This is a genomic window from Chelatococcus albus (genome assembly GCF_030067675.1).
GTDB classification, from domain to species: Bacteria; Pseudomonadota; Alphaproteobacteria; order Rhizobiales; family Beijerinckiaceae; genus Chelatococcus_A; species Chelatococcus_A albus.
On the sequence record NZ_JASJEV010000005.1, the window covers coordinates 1 to 19,572 of the forward strand.

Annotated in this window: 22 protein-coding genes; 5 read left to right on the top strand and 17 right to left on the bottom strand. The window is 68.5% G+C overall.

Annotated elements, in window-relative coordinates; translation table 11 throughout:
• Positions 1-539, top strand: a 539-nt coding sequence (locus QNA08_RS09060) for a TCP-1/cpn60 chaperonin family protein (protein ID WP_283740383.1), incomplete at its 5' end; no start/stop codon positions are given.
• Positions 540-1,302: 763 nt separating this feature from the next.
• Here the strand turns inward: QNA08_RS09060 and QNA08_RS09065 are convergent.
• Genes QNA08_RS09065 through QNA08_RS09080 form a run of 4 tightly spaced genes read right to left on the bottom strand, consistent with a single transcriptional unit; the run spans position 1,303 to position 5,042 of the window.
• Positions 1,303-2,457 (bottom strand): ABC transporter permease, encoded by a 1,155-nt coding sequence (locus QNA08_RS09065; protein ID WP_283740384.1) that lies wholly within the window; start codon positions 2,455-2,457, stop codon positions 1,303-1,305.
• Positions 2,454-3,425 carry an ABC transporter ATP-binding protein gene (locus QNA08_RS09070; RefSeq protein ID WP_283740385.1) on the bottom strand — a complete coding sequence of 324 codons (972 nt, stop codon included), beginning with the start codon at positions 3,423-3,425 and terminating at the stop codon, positions 2,454-2,456. Before QNA08_RS09070 ends, QNA08_RS09065 begins: the two co-directional genes overlap by 4 nt.
• Complete coding sequence (locus QNA08_RS09075) at positions 3,409-4,398, bottom strand: HlyD family secretion protein (RefSeq protein WP_283740386.1); 990 nt, start codon at positions 4,396-4,398, stop codon at positions 3,409-3,411. Before QNA08_RS09075 ends, QNA08_RS09070 begins: the two co-directional genes overlap by 17 nt.
• Positions 4,395-5,042, bottom strand: coding sequence for a TetR/AcrR family transcriptional regulator (locus QNA08_RS09080; protein WP_283740387.1), 648 nt, complete (start codon positions 5,040-5,042; stop codon positions 4,395-4,397). The genes QNA08_RS09075 and QNA08_RS09080 overlap by 4 nt, the downstream gene beginning before the upstream one ends.
• 211 nt (positions 5,043-5,253) lie before the next feature.
• Between QNA08_RS09080 and bcsS the strand changes: the two genes are divergently transcribed.
• Entirely contained in the window at positions 5,254-5,982 is a 729-nt protein-coding gene (gene bcsS / locus QNA08_RS09085; RefSeq protein WP_283740388.1) for a cellulose biosynthesis protein BcsS, read from the top strand.
• 42 nt (positions 5,983-6,024) lie between these two features.
• Here the strand turns inward: bcsS and QNA08_RS09090 are convergent, their stop codons facing one another.
• The 12 genes from QNA08_RS09090 to QNA08_RS09145 form a co-directional block, all read right to left on the bottom strand.
• The gene (locus QNA08_RS09090; RefSeq protein ID WP_283740389.1) at positions 6,025-6,621 is read right to left on the bottom strand and encodes a nucleotidyltransferase family protein; all 597 of its coding nucleotides are present in this window, start codon (positions 6,619-6,621) and stop codon (positions 6,025-6,027) included.
• Positions 6,618-7,682 carry a molybdopterin-binding protein gene (locus QNA08_RS09095; protein ID WP_283740390.1) on the bottom strand — a complete coding sequence of 355 codons (1,065 nt, stop codon included), beginning with the start codon at positions 7,680-7,682 and terminating at the stop codon, positions 6,618-6,620. Before QNA08_RS09095 ends, QNA08_RS09090 begins: the two co-directional genes overlap by 4 nt.
• Entirely contained in the window at positions 7,679-8,380 is a 702-nt protein-coding gene (locus tag QNA08_RS09100) for an XdhC family protein (protein ID WP_283740391.1), read from the bottom strand. The genes QNA08_RS09095 and QNA08_RS09100 overlap by 4 nt, the downstream gene beginning before the upstream one ends.
• Positions 8,381-8,457: 77 nt before the next feature.
• On the bottom strand, positions 8,458-9,081 hold the full coding sequence (locus tag QNA08_RS09105; protein ID WP_283740392.1) for a LysE family translocator: 624 nt from the start codon (positions 9,079-9,081) through the stop codon (positions 8,458-8,460).
• 131 nt (positions 9,082-9,212) lie between these two features.
• The gene (locus QNA08_RS09110) at positions 9,213-9,536 is read right to left on the bottom strand and encodes an XdhC family protein (protein WP_283740393.1); all 324 of its coding nucleotides are present in this window, start codon (positions 9,534-9,536) and stop codon (positions 9,213-9,215) included.
• Positions 9,537-9,628: 92 nt separating this feature from the next.
• Positions 9,629-10,840: a vWA domain-containing protein gene (locus QNA08_RS09115; RefSeq protein ID WP_422679887.1), complete on the bottom strand. Its 1,212-nt coding sequence runs from the start codon at positions 10,838-10,840 to the stop codon at positions 9,629-9,631.
• A gap of 162 nt (positions 10,841-11,002) precedes the next feature.
• Positions 11,003-11,308, bottom strand: a complete 306-nt coding sequence (locus QNA08_RS09120) for a GIY-YIG nuclease family protein (RefSeq protein WP_283740646.1) — start codon at positions 11,306-11,308, stop codon at positions 11,003-11,005.
• Positions 11,309-11,495: 187 nt separating this feature from the next.
• Positions 11,496-12,419 carry an AAA family ATPase gene (locus tag QNA08_RS09125; RefSeq protein WP_283740394.1) on the bottom strand — a complete coding sequence of 308 codons (924 nt, stop codon included), beginning with the start codon at positions 12,417-12,419 and terminating at the stop codon, positions 11,496-11,498.
• Between the two features lie 278 nt (positions 12,420-12,697).
• Positions 12,698-13,504, bottom strand: coding sequence for an FAD binding domain-containing protein (locus QNA08_RS09130; protein ID WP_283740395.1), 807 nt, complete (start codon positions 13,502-13,504; stop codon positions 12,698-12,700).
• A gap of 103 nt (positions 13,505-13,607) precedes the next feature.
• Entirely contained in the window at positions 13,608-15,974 is a 2,367-nt protein-coding gene (locus QNA08_RS09135; protein ID WP_283740396.1) for a xanthine dehydrogenase family protein molybdopterin-binding subunit, read from the bottom strand.
• 137 nt (positions 15,975-16,111) lie between these two features.
• Entirely contained in the window at positions 16,112-16,609 is a 498-nt protein-coding gene (locus QNA08_RS09140) for a (2Fe-2S)-binding protein (RefSeq protein WP_283740397.1), read from the bottom strand.
• 408 nt (positions 16,610-17,017) lie between these two features.
• Entirely contained in the window at positions 17,018-17,173 is a 156-nt protein-coding gene (locus QNA08_RS09145) for an alanyl-tRNA editing protein (RefSeq protein ID WP_283740398.1), read from the bottom strand.
• A 53-nt stretch (positions 17,174-17,226) separates the two neighbouring features.
• On the opposite strand from QNA08_RS09145, the gene QNA08_RS09150 reads away from it, so the two are divergent.
• Positions 17,227-17,727: a hypothetical protein gene (locus QNA08_RS09150; protein WP_283740399.1), complete on the top strand. Its 501-nt coding sequence runs from the start codon at positions 17,227-17,229 to the stop codon at positions 17,725-17,727.
• On the opposite strand, the gene QNA08_RS09155 is transcribed toward QNA08_RS09150, so the two are convergent.
• A complete protein-coding gene (locus QNA08_RS09155) occupies positions 17,728-18,186 on the bottom strand; it encodes an SRPBCC family protein (protein ID WP_283740400.1) in 459 nt (152 codons plus the stop codon). It lies immediately after the preceding gene.
• A gap of 144 nt (positions 18,187-18,330) precedes the next feature.
• Here QNA08_RS09155 and pcaD point away from each other — a divergent pair, with 144 nt between their 5' ends.
• Together pcaD and pcaC are read left to right on the top strand one after the other, a co-directional pair.
• On the top strand, positions 18,331-19,122 hold the full coding sequence (gene pcaD, locus QNA08_RS09160) for a 3-oxoadipate enol-lactonase (protein WP_283740401.1): 792 nt from the start codon (positions 18,331-18,333) through the stop codon (positions 19,120-19,122).
• A gap of 32 nt (positions 19,123-19,154) precedes the next feature.
• Positions 19,155-19,541: a 4-carboxymuconolactone decarboxylase gene (pcaC, locus tag QNA08_RS09165; protein ID WP_283740402.1), complete on the top strand. Its 387-nt coding sequence runs from the start codon at positions 19,155-19,157 to the stop codon at positions 19,539-19,541.
• The last annotated feature ends 31 nt before the right edge of the window (positions 19,542-19,572 follow it).

Sequence of the window (19,572 nt, forward strand, 5' to 3'; positions counted from 1 at the left end):
AGCTGCAGGAGCGCCTCGCCAAGCTCGCCGGCGGCGTCGCGGTGATCCGCGTCGGCGGCGCGACCGAGGTGGAGGTGCGGGAGCGCAAGGACCGCGTCGACGACGCCATGCACGCCACCAAGGCGGCGGTCGAGGAGGGGATCCTGCCCGGCGGCGGCGTGGCGCTGCTGCGGGCCGTCAAGGCGCTCGACGGCCTCAGGGGCGAGAACGACGACCAGCGCACCGGCATCGAGATCGTGCGACGTGCGCTCCAGACCCCGGCCCGGCAGATCGCCATCAATGCCGGGGAGGACGGCTCGCTGATCGTCGGCAAGATCCTTTCGAAGGCCGACTACGCCTTCGGCTTCGACGCCCAGACGGGCGAATACGGCGACCTGTTCAAGAAGGGCATCATCGACCCGGCCAAGGTCGTGCGCACGGCGCTGCAGGACGCGGCCTCCGTCGCCGGCCTGCTCATCACCACCGAGGCCATGGTGGCGGAGCTCCCCAAGAAGCAGTCCCCCGCACCGCCGATGCCGGGTGCCGGAATGGAGTTCTGAACGGCCTGCCGCTGCGCGCGAAGCGCCGATGCACAGCAGAACGCGCAGTGTCGTGCGGAGAACACTTGCAGGGGGCGGCTCGAACGCCCCCTGTCCAGCGTTGCCCCTGGAGCCCCGCGTGCCGCCGCAAGGCTCCACTTCTTTGCCGGCGCGGCCGGTCGGTCTCGCGCGGGCGATGAGCCCTCCGCTTACCCACCTGGTGTAGCCGAGCCTGATGTCTGCTCGCCGCCTCGATGATGAAGCCAGGTGCCCGGGGCGCGACGAAGGGGAACCCCCATGGTGTCTCGCCTCTTCGGAGTTGACCAGAAGGTCGGCGGTCGATCGGCCGCCGCCGCGCAGGCAAACTCATTCGCAGGGGCTTTCCGTGAGCGCCATTGGCCAGTCCATTCACGCGGGCAGGTCCGTGCTTTCCGCCCCAGGCGAGCGCAGTCGCGATGCTGCTCGCACCCCGTCTGCGCGCCCGTGCCCCCTCCGGGTCGCCTGTCTTCCCTTCCCCTTGTCGGGCAACCTCCTGCCCCTGACGTCGTGACGGTGCAGGCCGGTTCCCAGGAGCCGGTCGATGCCATCCTCGTCTGGGACGGGCCCGACGACGGAGATCGGTCTGGCCCTGCTCGGTTGGCAGGCCTGCGTCGCGCCCATCATCGACCTTACCGGGCGGTTCGGCGGCGTCGCGGCCTGCCGTGTGAGGCGAGTCACGATTGAAATTCCCCCTGTTTCCTGGGCTTCACCACGGTCTGGCTGGTCGAGCGGCTGGCCGCGGGCGTCAGTCGAGCGTCTGGCGGAAGCGCAGGACAGCGATCGTCATGGCCACGAGCATCGCGGCCGCGAGCATCAGGGTGTCATATTGCAGGGTGGCGAGGTCCGTGCCCTTCAGCATGATGCCGCGCGTGATGCGCAGGTAGTGCGTGAGCGGCAACACCTCGCCAATCCACTGCGCCCAGCGCGGCATGCCGGCGAAAGGAAACATGAAGCCTGACAGCAGGATGTTCGGCAGGAAGAACATGAAGGCCATCTGCACGGCCTGGAGCTGGTTCTGCGCCACCGTCGAGAAGGTGTAGCCGATCGACAGGTTCGTCGCGATGAAGAGCGTCGACAGCGCCGCGAGCAGCGCCAGGTTGCCGACGATGGGCACCCCGAACACGAGCGTGCCCGCACCGACGATGATGGCCGCCTGGATGAAGCCCACACCCACATAGGGCAGGATCTTGCCGAGCATGATCTCGACCGGGCGGATGGGCATGGCAAGCAGCGATTCCATCGTGCCCCGCTCGCGCTCGCGCGTCACCGACAGGGCGGTGAAGATGAGCATGGTCATCGTCAGGATGATGCCGAGAAGCCCGGGCACGATATTGAGCTGCGTCACCGCCGCCGGGTTGTAGCGGGCATGGGTGCGGATCTCGAAGGACGCCGGCGGCGCCTCATCCGGCAGGCCGCGCTCTCGCCTGAGGGCGGTGCGCACGAGGCCGTTGAGCGCGGCGAGCGCGCTGCCGGTGGCGACGGGATCGGTGGCATCGGCCGCGACGAGGAGCGCCGGCCGCTCGCCGCGGCGCAGCGCCCGCTCGAAATTCGCCGGGATCTCGACGCCGAACTGGGCCGTGCCGTCGGCGATCAGCCGGTCGAACTCGGCCTCCGTGCGCGCCTGCCGTACGAAGGAGAAATAGGCGGTGTTGCGCATCGCCGTGAGAATGGCGCGACCCACATCGCTCTCCTCCTGCATCAGCACGATTGCCGGCAGGTTTCGCGGATTGGTGTTGATGGCGTAGCCGAACAGGAGGAGCTGCATCAGCGGGATGAGGATCATCGTGGCGAAGGTGATGCGGTCGCGCCGGAGCTGCAGCAGTTCCTTCACCAGCATCGCCCAGGTGCGGCGCAGGAAGCCGCCGTCCCTCTCGCCTGCGCCAGCCCTTCCCCCGTTCATCGGAAATTGTCCTCGGCCCTGCTCATGAGGTCGATGAACACGTCCTCGAGCGTCGCCCTGTCGGGCCGCCAGCTGAGCGCCGGATCGCTCCGATAGGGAGCGATCGCCGCCTCGAGCAGCGCCTTGTCGCGGCCGGCCACGTGCAGGTTGGCGCCGAAGGGCGCCACCATGTCGACGCCCGGAGTCCGGGCGAGCCGGGCACCGAGGTCGTTGAGCCCCACCCCCGAGACGGTCCAGGTAGAGAGCCCCGAGGCGCGCACAACCTCCTCCACGCCGCCACGGGCGAGCAGCACGCCATAGGCGATATAGGCGATGGCGTGGCAGCGCTCGGCCTCGTCCATGTAGTGCGTCGAGACGAGCACCGTGAGGCCGTCGGCGGCCAGCGCGTGGATCTCGTTCCAGAAGTCGCGCCGCGCCTTGGGGTCGACGCCGGCTGTCGGCTCGTCGAGCAGGAGGAGCTGCGGATCGGGCAGGATGCAGGTGCCAAGCGCGAGTCGCTGCTTCCAGCCGCCGGAGAGCGTGCCGGCGAGCTGCTCGCTCCGCCCCTCGAGGCCGAGACGCGCGATCGCCGCGCGCGCCGCCCCGACCGGGTCGGAGAGCCCGTAGACGCGGCCGACGAATTCCAGGTTCTCGCGGACGGAGAGGTCCTCGTAGAGGCTGAAGCGCTGCGTCATGTAGCCGACGTAACGCTTGATGGCGCGGCTCTCGGTGCGGATGTCGTAGCCGAGGCAGGTCCCGCCGCCGGCGTCGGGCGTCAGCAGGCCACAGAGCATGCGGATCGTGGTCGTCTTGCCGGAACCGTTCGGCCCGAGGAAGCCGTAGATCTGGCCACGCCGCACCTGCATGGACAGGTCGCGGACCACCGTGCGGTCGCCGAAACGCTTGGTCAGACCGTGGACGTCGATGACGACATCCGGCCCGGCCGCAGGCGCCGGTGCATCCGCCCGCGCATCATCGGCTGAGCCCATCACTCGCCTCCTGCCCCCGCCCCTCGACCAGCATCACGCTGACGGGCTGGCCCACCCGGAACTTCGTCGGCTCGTCTGGCCGCGCCTCGATCATGAAGACGAGCTTCGCCCGCTCCTCCAGTGAGTAGATGACCGGCGGCGTGTATTCCGCCTCGCGCGCGATGAAGCTGATCCGTGCGGTCAGCCCGCCCGCGCATCCGTCGCAGGTGACCGAGACCACGCCGCCTGGAGCGATGCGCGGCAGGAGCGCCTGCGGCACGAAGAAGCGCACTTTGAGATTGGCCGGCGGCAGGAGGGCGACCGCCGGGCGCCCGGCCGGGACGACCTCGCCCGGGCGGAAATAGACCTGTTCGACCGTGCCGGCTGCCGGCGCCGCGAGCGTGCGCCGCGACAGGCGCTGCTCGGCCGCCACGAGCTGGCCCTCCGCCACGTCGACTGCCTGGCGGGCGGCGGCGATGTCGAGCTCGTGGCTCGCGAGCTCGCCGACGACGATCTGGCGCTGCACCTCCTCGAGGGCGGCCCTGTTCTGGTCGCGCGTCGCCTGGGCCGTTTCGAGGTTTGCCTTGCTCGTGTTGCCCTGGGCATAGAGCTTCTGCTGGCGTTCCAGCTCCGTCTGCGACAGTTCGAGGGCCACCCGCGCCCGGGCCTCGGTGGCGCGCAGGACCTCGATTTCCTGCGGCCGCTTCTGGGCCGCCTGCAGGCGCTCGAGCCGCGCCCTTGCCTCGGCGAGCGCAGCCTTTGCCTGATCGCGCGCCGCCAGCTCCAGCGTATCGTCGACGGAGAAAAGGATCTGTCCCTGCTCGACGCGGTCCCCTTCCGCGACGGACAGCGCGACGAGCCGCCCCGGGTCGTCCGGGCCGACGAAGACGAGATTCGCCTCGACATAGCCTTGGAAGACCGATTGTCCGCTCTCCTGGCAGCCGAGAAGGCCGCCGGTGAGGACCAGCAGGCGCAGAAGCCGAGCGACGTTCACGAATCCCTCCGCGCGAGGCCACGCACCAGAATATCCACATGGGCGTCGAGCAAGGCGCGCGTGTCGAGCTTGTCGAAGCGATCGAACAGCGCCCCCCAGATGACCGCGACAAGCATCGGCGCCGGCAGGAGTTGCGGGAAACGCTCCAAGGCGTCGGACGCGAACTCGCCGCGTGCGACAGCTCGCGCTCCGACCGCGCGGATGATGGCGAGGCCGCGCGACACGACCTCGCGCCAATAGAATTCGGACAGCCAGGGAAACCGCGGCCCCTCGGCGATGATGAGACGCAGGAGGTCCTTTCGCCGTGTCTGCAGGATCTCGCGGTCCATCAGCTCGGCGATCATGTGCAGAAGATCGCCTGTCGACCCTGCGAAGCTCGGCAGGAGCCCCTCCACACGCGTGATCACCGGACCCACGGCCTCGCGCAGCAGCGCTTGGAAGAGGTGCTCCTTGTCGCGGAAGTAGAGATAGATGGTACCCTTGGCGACCCCGGCCCTCGCCGCGATGTCGTCGAGCCGGGCCGCCGCAAAGCCCTTGGCCAGGAAGACCTCGAGCGCTGCATCAAGGACGGCGCGCTGCCGTGCTTCCGCATTGCCGCGCCGCCCCCTGCTGCGGAGAGACGTTTCCCGAGGTCTGCGTTCCATCGCGACGCTATGACTGACTGGTCAGTCATTAATAACTGACGATGTGGCGTTTGTCACGTCTCTCCTCGCACTTTGCGACCTGCTCGGGCCGCTTCCTGCGCCGCCGGCGCCCGAGTGCGGTCCTTCTCGGGCAGCCTCTCGCCGTTGCTTGCGCGGGTGATAAGGTGACGTTAGGGAAGGTTCAGGGATTGGGCGTGTCGTGGGGATCACGGTGTCCGCATATGCGCGCGGGGGCCGTCGGCTCGGTCCGACAGCCACTGTAGCGGCGCTTCTCGCTGCTTCGACCGCATCGGCGCAGCCGGCCTATCCGTCGTGGGTGTTCTTCGGCTCAGCCGAGGGCGGCACCTCGGGCTTTGCCTCGGCGGGCTTCAAGCGCGGCCTGACGGGCGGCCTCTACGAGCCGGGCCTCTTCCTCCAGGGCTCGCTCGGCAGCGGCAACTACAGCTACCGCTCGCGCGTCGTCGAAGGCGGACGGGCCACCGGGCGTGTCCTCGGTGCGAGCCTTATGCCGGGCGCGCAGTGGTCGGCCGGCAACACGACCTTCGGCTTCTTCGTCGGCCCCGAGATCGAGCGCCATTGGCTCACACCGCCCGACCCTGACAACAGGGCGCGCGGCACGCGTTGGGGACTGCGCGGCCAGATCGACATCTGGTCGCACCCTACGCCGCGGACGCTCGTGACGGCGACGCTCATCGGCGGCACCGCAGCACCCCACCTGTGGAGCAGATTATCCGCCGGCTATCGCCTGTTCGAAGCCTTCTATTTCGGTCCCGAGGCAAGTGCCTACGCCAGTCCGGACTACCGGGAACTGCGCCTCGGCCTGCATGCGACCGGCCTGACGCTCCGCGGCCTGACCTTTCGCCTGTCGGGCGGATTGCGCATCGACAGCGACGACAGGACCGGCGCCTATGCCGGCCTGACGACGCACGCGAGCTATTGAGGAGATCCCGAATGAGGAGATCCCGAACGATCGGTCATGCACCTACCCCTCGCCGCGGCGCAGCGCGGCCAGCGCCTCGGGCGTGTCGACGTCCATCGCAACCGCAGTGTCGTCGATCGGCACGGCAAGCACGTCCTGGCGATGTACGAGCAGTCGACGCGCCCCTTCGTCCCCGCTCAGTGCCTCGACCTCGGCGAATATCCGTCGCGCCAGCAGCACCGGGTTGCCCCACTCGCCGGACAGTGTCGGCACGACGGCCGCCACATCCGGCCGGGCCTCGAAGGCCGCGACGAGGGCATCGATGATCCGGCCGGACACACGCGGCATGTCCGCGAGCATGACCACGGCTCCTGCCGCCGTGTCCGGCAGTGCCGCGAGGCCCACGTCGAGCGACGTCGAGAGGCCGGTGGCAAAGGCCGGGTTGTGCGTGAAGGCAACGGACAGCCCGGCGAGTGCGGCGCGCACCGCGTCGGCATCATGGCCCGTGACGACAACCACCGGCCGCGCTGTCGAGGCGAGCGCCGCCTCGGCCGCATGGCGCACGAGCGGCTTGCCGCCGAGCGTCTGGATGAGCTTGTTCGGCCCGCCCATGCGCGTCGAGCGGCCGGCGGCGAGAACGATGGCTCCGACCGCGCTCACGGTTGCTCGCGGCCGGCCGGCGAGGCCGCCGGTTCACCGTCCTCTTCCATCTGCGCGCCGCCCGCGCGCGGCTGCGGCCGCGACACGATCTCCATGAGCAGCCCGCCGACGCCGAGCGCCATGATGTCGGCCCGCGTCACGGCAAGCCCCGCCAGCAGGCGGTGCAGCACCCAGTCGAACCCGTTCTCCTTCGGCGAGCGGGCACAGCCCGGCGCGCCGATCACCGGCTTGCCTGCGAGCTCGCCGATGAGCAGGAGGTTGCCGGGATCGACCGGCATACCGAGATGGTGCACGCGCCCGCCTGCAGCCTCGATGGCGGCGGGCACGACGTCCTTGCGGTCGGCCACGGCCGAGGCACCGAAGACGACGAGGAGATCGACACCGGAGCGTGCGAGGCGTGTGAGTTCGGCAGCGAGCGCCCCCGCCTCGTGCGGCGTGCGGTACTCCTCCGTGATACCTGCCCCGGACGGGGCCAGGCGCTCCGTGAGCACGCCGAGCGTCTTGTCGATGACGCTCTCCTTCAACCCCGGCAGGCGTGTGGAAACGACGCCGACCGAGCGCAGGCGATAGGGCGCAACGGACAAGGCCGGCCCCGCCGCCCGCGCCGCATCCTCCGCCCGCTGCAGGACCTCGCCGGAGATCGCGTAGGGGATGATCTTGACGGTGGCGACCATTTCGCCGGCGACGACGGGCTTGTAGGCCGGCAGGGTCGCGACGGTCACGGCCTCGTCGACGGTATTGATCGCGTCGATGGCCTCGCGCAAGGCGACGAGCACCCCCGCCTCGCCCGCGAAGAGGTTCGAACGGCCGGTGAACGGCGCCTCCACGCGCACGCCCGGCCCGGCGATGGCGCCGGCGAGGCTGAGCGCGGCCTCGTCTTCGCCCACGTCTCCCGGCTCGAGCCGCGCCACCGTGACGGTCGCGACGCCGTGCGCGCGCAGATGCATCACGTCCTCAGCCGTCAGGCGCTTGCCCTTCTTGATGGCGAGGCCGTCGACCCGCACGGAATGCGCGGCGATCGCGCCCTCCGCCTCGTCGACCACCAAAGGACCGAACTTCATGCTTCTGCCTGTGCTCCAGCCGGCCCGAGCCGAAGGGCGGCGACGATCTCGCCGAGGATCGAAAGGGCGATCTCCGCCGGGCTCACCGCCCCGATCGAAAGGCCGATAGGCGCCCTGATGCGCGCGATGGCGCCTTCGTCGAAGCCCGCCGCAGCGAGCCGGGCCACCCGCTTGGCGTGCGTCTTCCGCGAGCCGAGCGCCCCGACGTAGAAGCACTCGCTCCTGAGTGCCGCAGCGAGCGCCGGATCGTCGATCTTGGGGTCGTGGGTCAGCGCCGCGAAGGCAGTATAGCGGTCGAGCCCGAGCCTGGGCAGCACCTCGTCCGGCCATTCAGCGAACAGCGGCACGCCCGGGAAGCGCTCGGGCGTGGCGAAGGCGGTGCGCGGGTCGACGATCGTCACATCGAGGTCGAGCGCCCGCGCCATCGGGATCATCGCCTGGCTCACGTGCACCGCCCCGACGACGACGAGGCGCACGGGCGGCACCTGCACGGTGAGGAAGAGGCGGCGCCCATCTGCCTCTACCATGCCGCTGCGGCCAAGGCGAAGCCGTTCGCGCAACACGTCGGCCATCGGATCTCCGGCGATCTCCGCCTCGCGCACGAGCCGCTGCCCACCACCCTCGACATCAGTGACGAGGACGGCCGCGCGCCGAGCGGCCCGCTCGGCATTGAGGGTGGAGAGCAGATCGAGCTTCATGCCTTGCGCCCGTCAAACCATGGGGAGGAGGATCAGCCCCAGCCCGTCGCGCGGCGCAGCGCCCCGCGAGACCGTCTTCAGCGATCGGACGCGAGCTTCGCGCCGAGACCGATGAGGATGGAGCCGCCGGCATAGCGCACGATGCGCTGGCCGGGGCCGTCGCGGCGGAGCCTGCCCATCACCGCCGAGGCGGCAAAGACAGTGACGATGTCCGCCGACGAGAAGGAGAAGTTCACGATCGTGCCGAGGACGAGGAACTGCAACCAGACGGGGAAGGCCGCGGCCGGATCAACGAACTGAGGCAGGAAGGCGATGAAGAAGATTGCGACCTTCGGGTTGAGGATCTCGACGATCATGCTTTCGACGAAAGCCCGCCGGGCAGACTTGGGCGCCGCCGCAGGATGAGCCTCCCCCCCTTTGCGGCGCATCATGCCGATGCCGAGCCACACGAGATAGAGCGCGCCCACGATCTTCACGACGGCATAGAGCTCCGGCACATGGCGAAAGACGGCCGAAAGACCGAAGGTCGCCGCGAGCACATGCGCGTAGCAGCCGATGTGGATGCCCAGCGCCGCCATGAGGCCGGCGCGCCGGCCGCGGGCGAGTGTCTGCGCCGCCGTGTAGAGCAGCGCCGGCCCCGGAAAATATGCGAAAGCCGCCGTCGCGAGGGCAAAGGCGAGCATGAGTTCGACCGAAGGCACGCGCGTCTCCTCATTTCCTTCGAACATCGGGGGGCGGGCGCAGCTGCATCACGACGGACGCTTCCTCCGCCGCGGCGCACATCTCGCCGTCTGCCTCCATCCTGACAGGGGCTTGCGCCCTGCGGTAGGCCTCACTCCAGCGGCTCGACATAGACCTTGATGCGTCCGCCGCAGGACAGGCCCACCTGCCAGGCCGTCTCGTCGGCAACGCCGAATTCGAGTATGCGCGGCTTGGCGCTCTCGATCACGTCGAGCGCCTCGGTCACGACCGCCCCCTCGACGCAGCCGCCCGACACCGAGCCGAGGAAGTTCCCCTCCCCGTCGATGACGAGGTGGCTGCCCACGGGGCGCGGCGCCGAGCCCCAGGTCTCCACGACGGTAGCGATGGCGACGTTGCGCCCGCCGCGCTTCCATGCCTCCGCCTGCCTCAGGATTTCGTCGTCGGTCGCGAGCATCGTGTGGCTCCGTCTGTCGCGCCGTTCGCCACCCGCCGGCGCGGCGGGACCCGAACGACGGTCGTCATCACGGTGGAGAACTATGTCGTAGCTCACGCGACCTTCCTCAACCACTTGCGCGGATCGGCCTCCGCCGACCGCTCCGCAGACAGCGCCCGGCAAAGGTCGCCCATCGCCGCGAGATTGTGGATCGCCCGGAACTCGTCGACATGCGGCAGCATGGCCCGGATGCCTTGCGCCCGCGCCTCGAAGGCGTCGAAACGCAGGAGCGGATTGAGCCATATAAGCCGCCGGCAGGAGCGTTGCAGGCGGTCCATCTCGAAGGCGAGGTCGCGCGTCACCTCCCGCTCCAGGCCGTCGGTGAAGAGGAGCACGATGGCGCCCTGCCCCAGCACCCGACGCGACCACAGGCGGTTGAAGGCGGCGAGGCAATGGGCGATGCGCGTGCCGCCCTCCCAGTCCTTGACCAGGGCGGAGGCGCGCGCCATCGCCTCGTCCGGGTCGCGCGCCCGCAATTCGCGCGTGACGTTGGTGAGCCGGGTCGCGAAGACGAAGCTCGACACACGCCGCCGCTTCTCCGCGAGTGCATGCAGGAAATGCAGGAAGAGGCGGCTGTATTCCGCCATCGAGCCAGAGATATCGACGAGGGCGACGACCGGCGGGTGTTTCTCGGCATGTTCGCGGAAGGCAAGCTCGATCAGTGCTCCGCCGGTGCGCAGGCTGCGGCGGAAGCTGCGGCGCGCGTCGATGCGGCTGCCCGTTGCCGCCGCGAGATAGCGGCGCACCGGTACCCGGTCGTCCGGCAGTGACAGTTCCGCCACGAGCCGCTTGGCGGCGGCGATCTCCGCCGCCGTCATCTGGGCGAAGTCCTTGCCCTGCAGGAGCTCGCGGTCCGAGACGGTGAGGCGCGCTGAAAATTCCACCGTCTCGCGCGACTTCTCCGGCTCGCGCGCCCCCGTCGGGAAGGCCTCGGCAACACGCGCCGCGCCGGCCTGCGGCCTGTCGGCAGGCCGCTCGAAACCCGGCGCGATCGGCGACATCATGGCGATGAGCTTTTCGAGGAGGGCCCGTCTGCGCCAGAAGATGCGGAAGGCCTGGTCGAAGATGACGCTGTGCTCGTGCCGCTTCACGAAGACCGCGTGCAGCGTCCAGTAGAAGTCCTCGCGCGTGCCGATGGCCGCCGCCTCGACCGCCGCAACGGCGTCGACCACCGCGCCCGGCCCGACCGGCAGCCCCGCCGCCCTGAGCGCACGGGCAAAATAGGCGATGTTTTCGGGAAGCCTGCCCTCGCCCGCGGTCATCATCCCCGCCTCACCCCGTCACGGCCGGCCCCACACCGGCCCTCGATTCCCCGCAGCCGCCCGTTACGACGTCCTTTGTCCTCCCTTTCGATGTCATGGCCGGGTCAAGCCCGGCCCAGACAGAGGGGGTTCGCTCCCCCTGTGCCAGAACGCATCTCCCACCTGTCACATGTTCAGGTCCTCGCACAAATCTCTCCACGCCGGATTCATGTCGAAGATCAGCTTTGTTTTCGAGGCGCGTGACCAGTGCTTGAGATTGCACTCTCTCTGAATAGCGTCCCGCATGTCCGGATAATTCTCGTAGTAGACAAGTCTGTCGATGCCATAACGCTGTGCATGTTCACTGCCTCGGCCTTCCTTGCGCTCCCACACGCGGCGAGAGAGATCATTTGTCACGCCCACGTACAGAGCGCCGCCGGGACGACTGGAACGAATATAGACCCAACAGTTTTCGTTATCGCACCCGAAAATTCCTGTAGTCCTATGAGCCTACTCCTCCCCCAGATCATTCCGGACGCACGAAGCTTGGCCTATCGGCGTGGCAGGGATAACTCGGCCACCCAGACCCCTCATGCTCGGCGCTGCAGATTCCTCGGCTGAGGCCCTTCAAGTTGGGATCGTCCGTCAAGGGAAGCTGCGACGACAACCGTGCCCCCCCTCACTCCGCCGCCCTGAGGCTCGCGTGGATCGCGTCGAGCATCTCCTTGGCCTTCGTGCCCTGCATCTTCTGGATGTCGTCCTGGTATTTCAGGAGCACGCCGAGCGTGTCGGAGACAAGAGTCGGGTCGAGTGCCACGGCGTCAAGTTCGACGAGGGCCGAGGCCCAGTCGAGTGTCTCCGCCACCCCCGGCACCTTGAAGAGCTCCTCCTTGCGGATGGCCTGGACGAAGGCGACGATCTCCTTTGACAGCCGGGCGGGCGCCGCCGGCACCTTGGCCTTGAGGATGGCGAGCTCGCGGGTGGCGTTCGGGTAATCTACCCAGTGATAGAGGCAACGGCGCTTCAGCGCATCATGGATCTCGCGCGTGCGGTTCGAGGTGATGATGACAAGGGGCGGATGTTCCGCCCTGATGGTGCCAAGCTCGGGCACCGTTACCTGGAAATCGGCGAGCACTTCGAGAAGGAAGGCTTCGAAGGCTTCATCCGTGCGGTCGAGCTCGTCGATGAGCAGCACGGGCGCGCCGGCCGTGTCGGGTTCGAGCGCCTGCAAGAGCGGCCGGCGCGTCAGGTAGCGCTCGGAGAAGACATCGGCCTCCAGCACCTCGCGGTCGACCGTTCCCGCCACCTCGGCGAGGCGGATCGCCATCATCTGAGCGGCATAGTTCCACTCGTAGACGGCGGAGGCGACGTCGAGCCCCTCGTAGCACTGCAGGCGGATGAGCTTGCGGCCGAGGGAGGCGGCGAGCACCTTGGCGATCTCGGTCTTGCCGACGCCCGCCTCTCCTTCGAGGAACAGTGGCCGCCCCATTTTCAGCGACAGAAACAGCACCGTCGCGAGCGGCCTGTCGGCCACGTAGCCCGCCGATTTGAGGAGGGCGAGAGTCGCGTCGATCGACGCGGGAAGTTGAGCCGGCTGGAACATGCAAGTCGAGTCTAGACCATTTTCCGTCGCAGTAGACACCGCCCCAGCGGGGAAACGAAGACCCGCACCCGGCAAAGATGCCGTTCATTCCAGTCCGTCGGACAGGTCCTCGGATTCGAGGAGGCCGGACGGCGTTCGACCTCACCGCTCGCGGCAACGAAGCCCCGGCATCGTCAGCCCGCCTCGTCATGGCCGGGCTCGTCCCGGCCATGACGAGAACGCCCCTGGGGCGGGGCCACGGGACATCTCGCGAGGTCGCGAAAGTCGCCCCGCCGTGTTCAGGCCTTGCCCGTCGCGTTGGCCACTGCGCGCCGCGCCATCACACCGATGAGATGAGCGCGGTAGTCGGCGTCGGCGTGGATGTCGCTGTTGAGCCCTTTCGACGGAACCTTGATGCCTTCGAGCGATTTCGGCGAGAAGCGCGCCTTCAGCGCCTCCTCCATCGCCCCCACGCGGAACACCCCGTCGGCGCCCGCCCCCGTCACCGCAACACGCACCTCCGCCCCGCGCTTGGCGACGAAGACACCGACGAGCGCATAGCGCGACGCCGGGTTGGGGAACTTCATGTAGGCGGCCTTCGACGGCAGCGGGAACGAAACCCTGGTGATGATCTCGCCCTCCTCGAGCGCCGTCTCGAAGAGGCCGGTGAAGAACTCCTCGGCCGGGACCTTGCGCTTGTTGGTAATGATCGTCGCCCCGAGTGCGATGCAGGCGGCGGGATAATCCGCCGCCGGATCGTTGTTGGCGATCGACCCGCCGATGGTGCCGCGGTTGCGCACCTGAGGGTCGCCAATCTGATCGGCGAGTTCGGCAAGCGCCGGAATGGCCTCCTGCACGATGGGGCTCTCCGCGACGTCGGCATGGCGCGTCATGGCGCCGATGACGACCGCCCGCCCCTTGCGCTCGATCCCGGCGAGCTCGGCGATCCCGTTGAGGTCGATGATGTTGGCGGGTGCCGCGAGCCGCTGCTTCATCGTGGGCAGGAGCGTGTGCCCGCCGGCCAGAAGCTTCGCGTCCTCCACCTTGGCGAGAAGGTTCACCGCTTGCCTGAGGCTCTTGGGGCGATGATAGTCGAAGGCGTACATGTCGTGTCCTCCGTCGTCCCGGCCGCGTCGGGCAGTCCCGGGACCGTGGTTTCGATTGCCCTGCCGCCCCGGGGGGTGCCCCCGGGGACGGCGATGCGCACCGTCACTCAGCCGCCATGCGTTGTGCCGCCTTCTGGCAGGCGCGCCACACGACCTGCGGCGTCGCGGGCATGGCGACGTCCTCGTGGCCGACGGCATCGGTGATGGCGTTGATGACGGCAGCCGGCGCGGCGATGGCGCCCGCCTCGCCGCAGCCCTTGATGCCGAGCGGGTTCGACGGGCACGGCGTCGTCGTCATGCCCACCGTGAAGGAGGGCAGGTCGCCGGCGCGCGGCATGCAGTAGTCCATGAAACTCGCCGTCACGAGCTGGCCGTTCTCGTCGTAGCGCGCGCCCTCGAGCAGGGCCTGGCCGATGCCCTGGGCGACGCCGCCGTGCACCTGGCCTTCGACGATCATCGGATTGATGACCGTGCCGAAGTCGTCCACCGCCGTCCAACGCTCGATCGTCGTCACGCCCGTCTGCGGGTCGACTTCGACCTCGCAGATGTGCATCCCTGCCGGGAAGGTGAAGTTGGTCGGGTCGTAGAACGCGCCCTCCTTCAGGCCCGGCTCCAGGTCCTGGCCGGAGAACTTGTGGGCGATGTAGGCCTGCAGCGCCACGTCGCCGAAGCCGAGCGCCTTGTCCGTGCCGGCGACCGTGAACTTTCCGTCCTTGAACTCGATGTCGCCCTCGGAGGCCTCGAGAACGTGGGCGGCCACCTTCTTGCCCTTGGCGATTACCTTGTCGATCGCCTTGGCGATGGCCGCCATGCCGACCGCGCCCGAGCGCGAGCCGTAGGTGCCCATGCCGAACTGCACCTTGTCGGTGTCGCCGTGGATCACCGTCACGTGCTCGATGGGAATGCCGAGGCGATCCGACACGAGCTGGGCAAAGGTCGTCTCGTGGCCCTGGCCGTGGCTGTGGGAGCCGGTGAGAATCTCGACCGAGCCCGTGGGATTGACCCGTACCTCCGCCGATTCCCACAGGCCGACGCCTGCGCCGAGCGAGCCGACCGCCTGCGAGGGCGCGATGCCGCAAGCCTCGATGTAGGAGGAGAAGCCGATGCCCCGAAGTCTGCCGCGCCGGGCGCTCTCGCGCTTCCTCTTGGCGAAGTTCTGGTAGTCGGCGAGTTCGAGCGCCTTGTCGAGCGAGGCGTGGTAGTTGCCGATGTCATAATTCATGATCACCGGCGTCTGGTGGGGGAACTTCTTGATGTAGTTGCGCTTGCGCAGCGCGGCGGGATCAAGCCCCATCTCACGCGCCGCCACCTCCACGAGCCGTTCGACGACGAAGGTCGCCTCCGGGCGACCGGCGCCGCGATAGGCGTCGACGGGAGCGGTATTGGTGTAGACCCCGTCCACCTCGCAGTAGATCGCCGGAATGTCGTACTGCCCGGAGAGCAGCGGCGCATAGAGATAGGTGGGCACCGAGGAGGCAAAGGTGGAAAGATAGGCGCCAAGATTGGCGATGGTCTTCACCCTGAGCCCGAGGATCCGGCCCCTGTCGTCGAGCGCCAGCTCGGCACGGGTGACGTGGTCGCGTCCGTGGGCGTCGGCGAGGAAGGACTCGCTGCGCTCGGCCGTCCACTTCACCGGCCGCCCGACCTTCTTCGCCGCCCAGGTGCAGACGGTTTCCTCGGCATAGATGAAGATCTTCGAGCCGAAGCCGCCGCCGACATCCGGCGCGATGACGCGCAGCTTGTGCTCCGGCGCGATGCCGACGAAGGCCGAGAGCACGAGCCGCGCCACGTGCGGGTTCTGGCTCGTGGTGTAGAGAGTATAGGCGTCGGTGCCGGGATCATATTCGCCGATCGCCGCGCGCGGCTCGATGGCGTTGGGGATGAGGCGGTTGTTGACGAGGTCGAGCCTCGTCACATGCTTGGCCTGCTTGAAGGCAGCATCCGTCGCCGCCTTGTCGCCGAGATGCCACTGGTAGACGGTGTTGTCGGACGAGACGTCGTGCACCTGCGGCGCGCCGTTCTTCTGCGCCGCCGCGGGGTCCACCACGGCCTTCAGCTCCGCATAGTCCACCTTGACGGCTTCCGCCGCATCCTTCGCCTGGGCGAGGCTCTCGGCGACGACAACGGCGACGTGATCGCCGACGTAGCGCACCTTGCCCTGTGCCAGCGCCGGGTGCGGCCCGGCCTTCATGGGCGAACCGTCCTTGGAGTGGATCATCCAGCCGCAGATGAGTCCGCCGATCTTGTCGGCGGCAAGGTCATCGCCCGTCAGGACGGCGATGACGCCCGGCATGGCGAGCGCCGCCTTGGCGTCGATCTTCTTGATCGTGGCATGCGCGTGCGGCGACCGCAGGAAATAGGCATAGGCCTGGCCGGGCCGGTTGATGTCGTCGGTGTACTGCCCCTTGCCGGTGATGAACCGCTGATCTTCCTTGCGGCGCACGGCAGCGCCGATACCCGTCGCGCTCATCGCTTCCTCCCGAGAAGCTCTTGAGAAGCTCTTGGTGGCGTTCCGGCTGCGGTTGCTCGCCCGCTCGCTTCGGGAACGCACCAGTGTCGCATCGAACGAAGCCGGCAGGAGATCGCCCGCCGGCATGACGGGAGCGGCTATTCGGCCGCCTTCTTCAGCGGTTCTCCGCCCTTCATGGCCTGTGCGCCGGCTGCAACGGCCCGGACGATGTTGTGGTAGCCGGTGCAGCGGCAGATGTTGCCCTCGAGCTCCTCGCGGATGGTGTGCTCGTCGAGGTCGTGGCCCTTGCGCCGCACGATGTCGATGGCGGACATGATCATGCCCGGCGTACAGAAGCCGCATTGCAGGCCGTGGTTGTCGCGAAACGCCTCCTGCATGGGATGCAGCCGGCCGTCCTTCGCAAGGCCTTCGATGGTGACGACCTCGGCGCCGTCGCAGGTCAGCGCCAGCGTGGTGCAGCTCTTCACCGCGCGGCCGTCGAGATGGACGACGCAGGCGCCGCACTGACTCGTGTCGCAGCCGACATGGGTGCCCGTCAGACGCAGATGCTCACGCAGGAACTGAACGAGCAGCGTGCGCGGCTCCACATCGGCCGACACATGCTTGCCGTTCACCGTCATCGATACGGTGGCCATGGGATTTCCTCCAAGGCTGGCTGGCACGCCTCCGTGCCGCCTTGTTGCGACGACCGCTCGCGGCGGCATCGGACACGCTTCCAGGGCGGAGGGGCCTTCCCTGGAATTGGTCGAAATTCAGTCTGGACCCGGCGGAATCAGGGGTCAAGCGGCGGATGCGCCCCGGCGACACGCGAATTGGCCCTGATTTTGCGCCGAAAGCGAGACTATACACCTCACCCGATTGGAGCCCCCGAGACGGTCGCTACGGAGGGGGCCGGCCTCACGTCGAAAAAGCCAATCAAATCCGAGCCTCGCGGCGCCCGTCCCTGCCCGGCGGCCCAAGGCTACGGGCCGGGTTGCGGAAGGCGTCGTGCCGCAGGGCCCCCTGCTCCCATCGCAATGCTCCTCTCCGCCGGGAGAAGGGCCTCAGCGCCTCTCGACCAGGTCGACGCGGATACGGCGATTCCTCTGACCCTTGTTGTCGATCTTCAGGATCCTGACCGGGCGCGCCTGTCCGGTGGAGCCGAGATGCGTCCCCCCGCACGCCTGCCGGTCGAGCCCCACGATCTCGATGATGCGCACCCGGCCGTCGTCCCCCGCGGTGGGGTCACAGCCCTGCTGCGGAAGAGGCCGGGTTGGGCGGCGGCGGCCTCCCAGAGCATGCTGCCGGCGCGAACGGTGAAATCCTGCCGGATGGCGTCATTGACCGGGCCTCCGAGGGCGCGCAGCCGATCATTGTCCGCGCCGGGCAGATCGAAATCGACGCGGAAGGTGCCGTCCGCCGCGAGCTGGGCGCCCGTGAGAAGCGCCCCGCCGAAATCGCGGAAGACGATGCTGTTGACGATGTGGGCAAGTGTGTGCAGCTCGCACATGAGGCTGCGGAAGGCCGGGTCCACGCGTGCGAGCACCCGCCCGTGGAGCTCGGCACTGCCGGGAAAACCATGCCAGATCCCGCGCGCCTCGCAGACAAGGCTCTCGACCGGCAGTTCGCCGCCGGACCGGACGATCGTCCCGTGGTCGCGGAGCTGGCCGCCGCCGCCGGGGAAGAACGGCGATCGGGCGGCGCGGACGCGTCGCGCCCGCCTCGCATCGAGGCCGGCGGCAAGACCTTCATCGCCGGCGGCGAATGGCGATGATCAGGACGCTTCCGCCGGGTTCACGATCTTGGCGAAGTTGCCGAAGAACTCGTCGGCATACTTCTTGGCGACGCCGTTGATCAGGCGGCCGCCGAGCTGGGCGATCTTGCCGCCGATCTGCGCCTCGACGTCGTAGCTGAGCTTCGTACCTTCCGCCTCGTCCTCGAGGCGCACCTTGGCGCCGCCCTTGGCGAAGCCGGCGACGCCCCCCTCGCCCTCCCCCGCGATGGTATAGCCATTCGGCGCATCGATGTCGGAGAGCTCGACCTTACCCCGGAAGGTCGCCTTGACCGGACCAACCTTGGCCTTGACGACAGCGCGAAAGCCCGTGTCGCTCGTTTTCTCCAATTCCTGACAACCTGGGATGCAGGCCTTCAGCACATCGGGATCGTTGAGCTTCTCCCAGACCGTCGCGCGGTCGGCAGGAAGCACGAATTCGCCCGTCATCGTCATGGCCATGACGTCATCCTCCGTCGATGCATGGTGGCCCCGCTTCAGCGTCGTTGCCCGCCGGCCGTTCGCCGCTAATGTACGCGACCGTGGCCGGTCGGCCAGCCCCGCCCGTCGAGGGCGCGCCACGACAAGGAAGGACAGGGTACGCTCATGGGAAGCCCGGCGTCGACGCTGGTCATTGGCGGCGAGACTTTCAACATCCAGATCGACGGTGCCGACTGCGCGCCCGTCCTGATGCTCTCGAACTCGCTTGGGACCGACCTTTCCATGTGGGATGCGCAGGTGGCCGAATGGGCGCGGCATTTCCGCGTGCTGCGCTATGACTCGCGCGGTCACGGCAAGAGCACGGCGCCCGATCGGCCCTATTCCATCGCCGAGCTCGGCCGGGATGCGCTCAACATCCTCGATGCTCTGGGCATCGCGAAGGCCCACTGGTGCGGCCTGTCGAAGGGCGGCATGGTCGGCATGTGGCTCGCCACCCATGCGCCCGAGCGGTTCGGTCGCGTCGTGCTCGCCAACACCTCCGCCCACATGGGTCCGCCCGACCTCTGGAACGGGCGCATCCGCACCGTCCGGAAGGACGGCATGGCGGGTGTCGTCGACGCCATCATCGAGCGCTGGTTCACCCCTGGCTACAGGGCGCAGGCCCCGGCGGCGCTCGCGGCCGTGCGTCAGGTGATTCTCGCCACGCCGCCGCACGGATACGCCGGCTGCTGCTCGGCGATTCGCGACATGGACCAGCGCGAGGCGATCCGCGCCATCGCGTTGCCGACGCTGGTCATCGTCGGCTCGGCCGATCCCGCGACGCCTCCGGCGGTCGGCGAGCTGATCCGCGAGCGCATCGCCAATTCGCAGCTCGTGACGCTCGAGGCAGCCCACCTGTCCAACCTCGAACAGCCGGAAGCCTTCACGCAGGCGGTCCTGCGGTTTCTCAAGGGCTGACACGCCTCCGGGCGACCGAACGGGGATGTAGGATGAAAGACGAGGACCGTTACGCCCAGGGAATGACGGTGCGCCGAGCGGTGCTCGGCGACGCCTGGGTCGACCGGGCGAATGCCCGGCGCAATGCCTTCAATACCGACTTCCAGGATTTCATCACCCGCTATGCCTGGGGGGACATCTGGTCGAGGCCCGGGCTCGACCGCAGGACGCGCTCGGTCATCGTCCTGTCGGTCACGACCGCCCTGCGCCATTGGGACGAATTCCGCATCCACGTGCGCGGCGCCCTCAACAACGGGCTGACCCGCGACGAGATCAAGGAAATCCTCCTGCAGTCGGCGATCTACGCGGGCGTGCCCGCAGCCAACCATGCCTTCAAGGAGGCGGAAGCCGTCTTTGCCGAGATCGACGCCGACCGGTGAGCCTGGCGCCGGCGAGGAAGCTGGCCGGCCG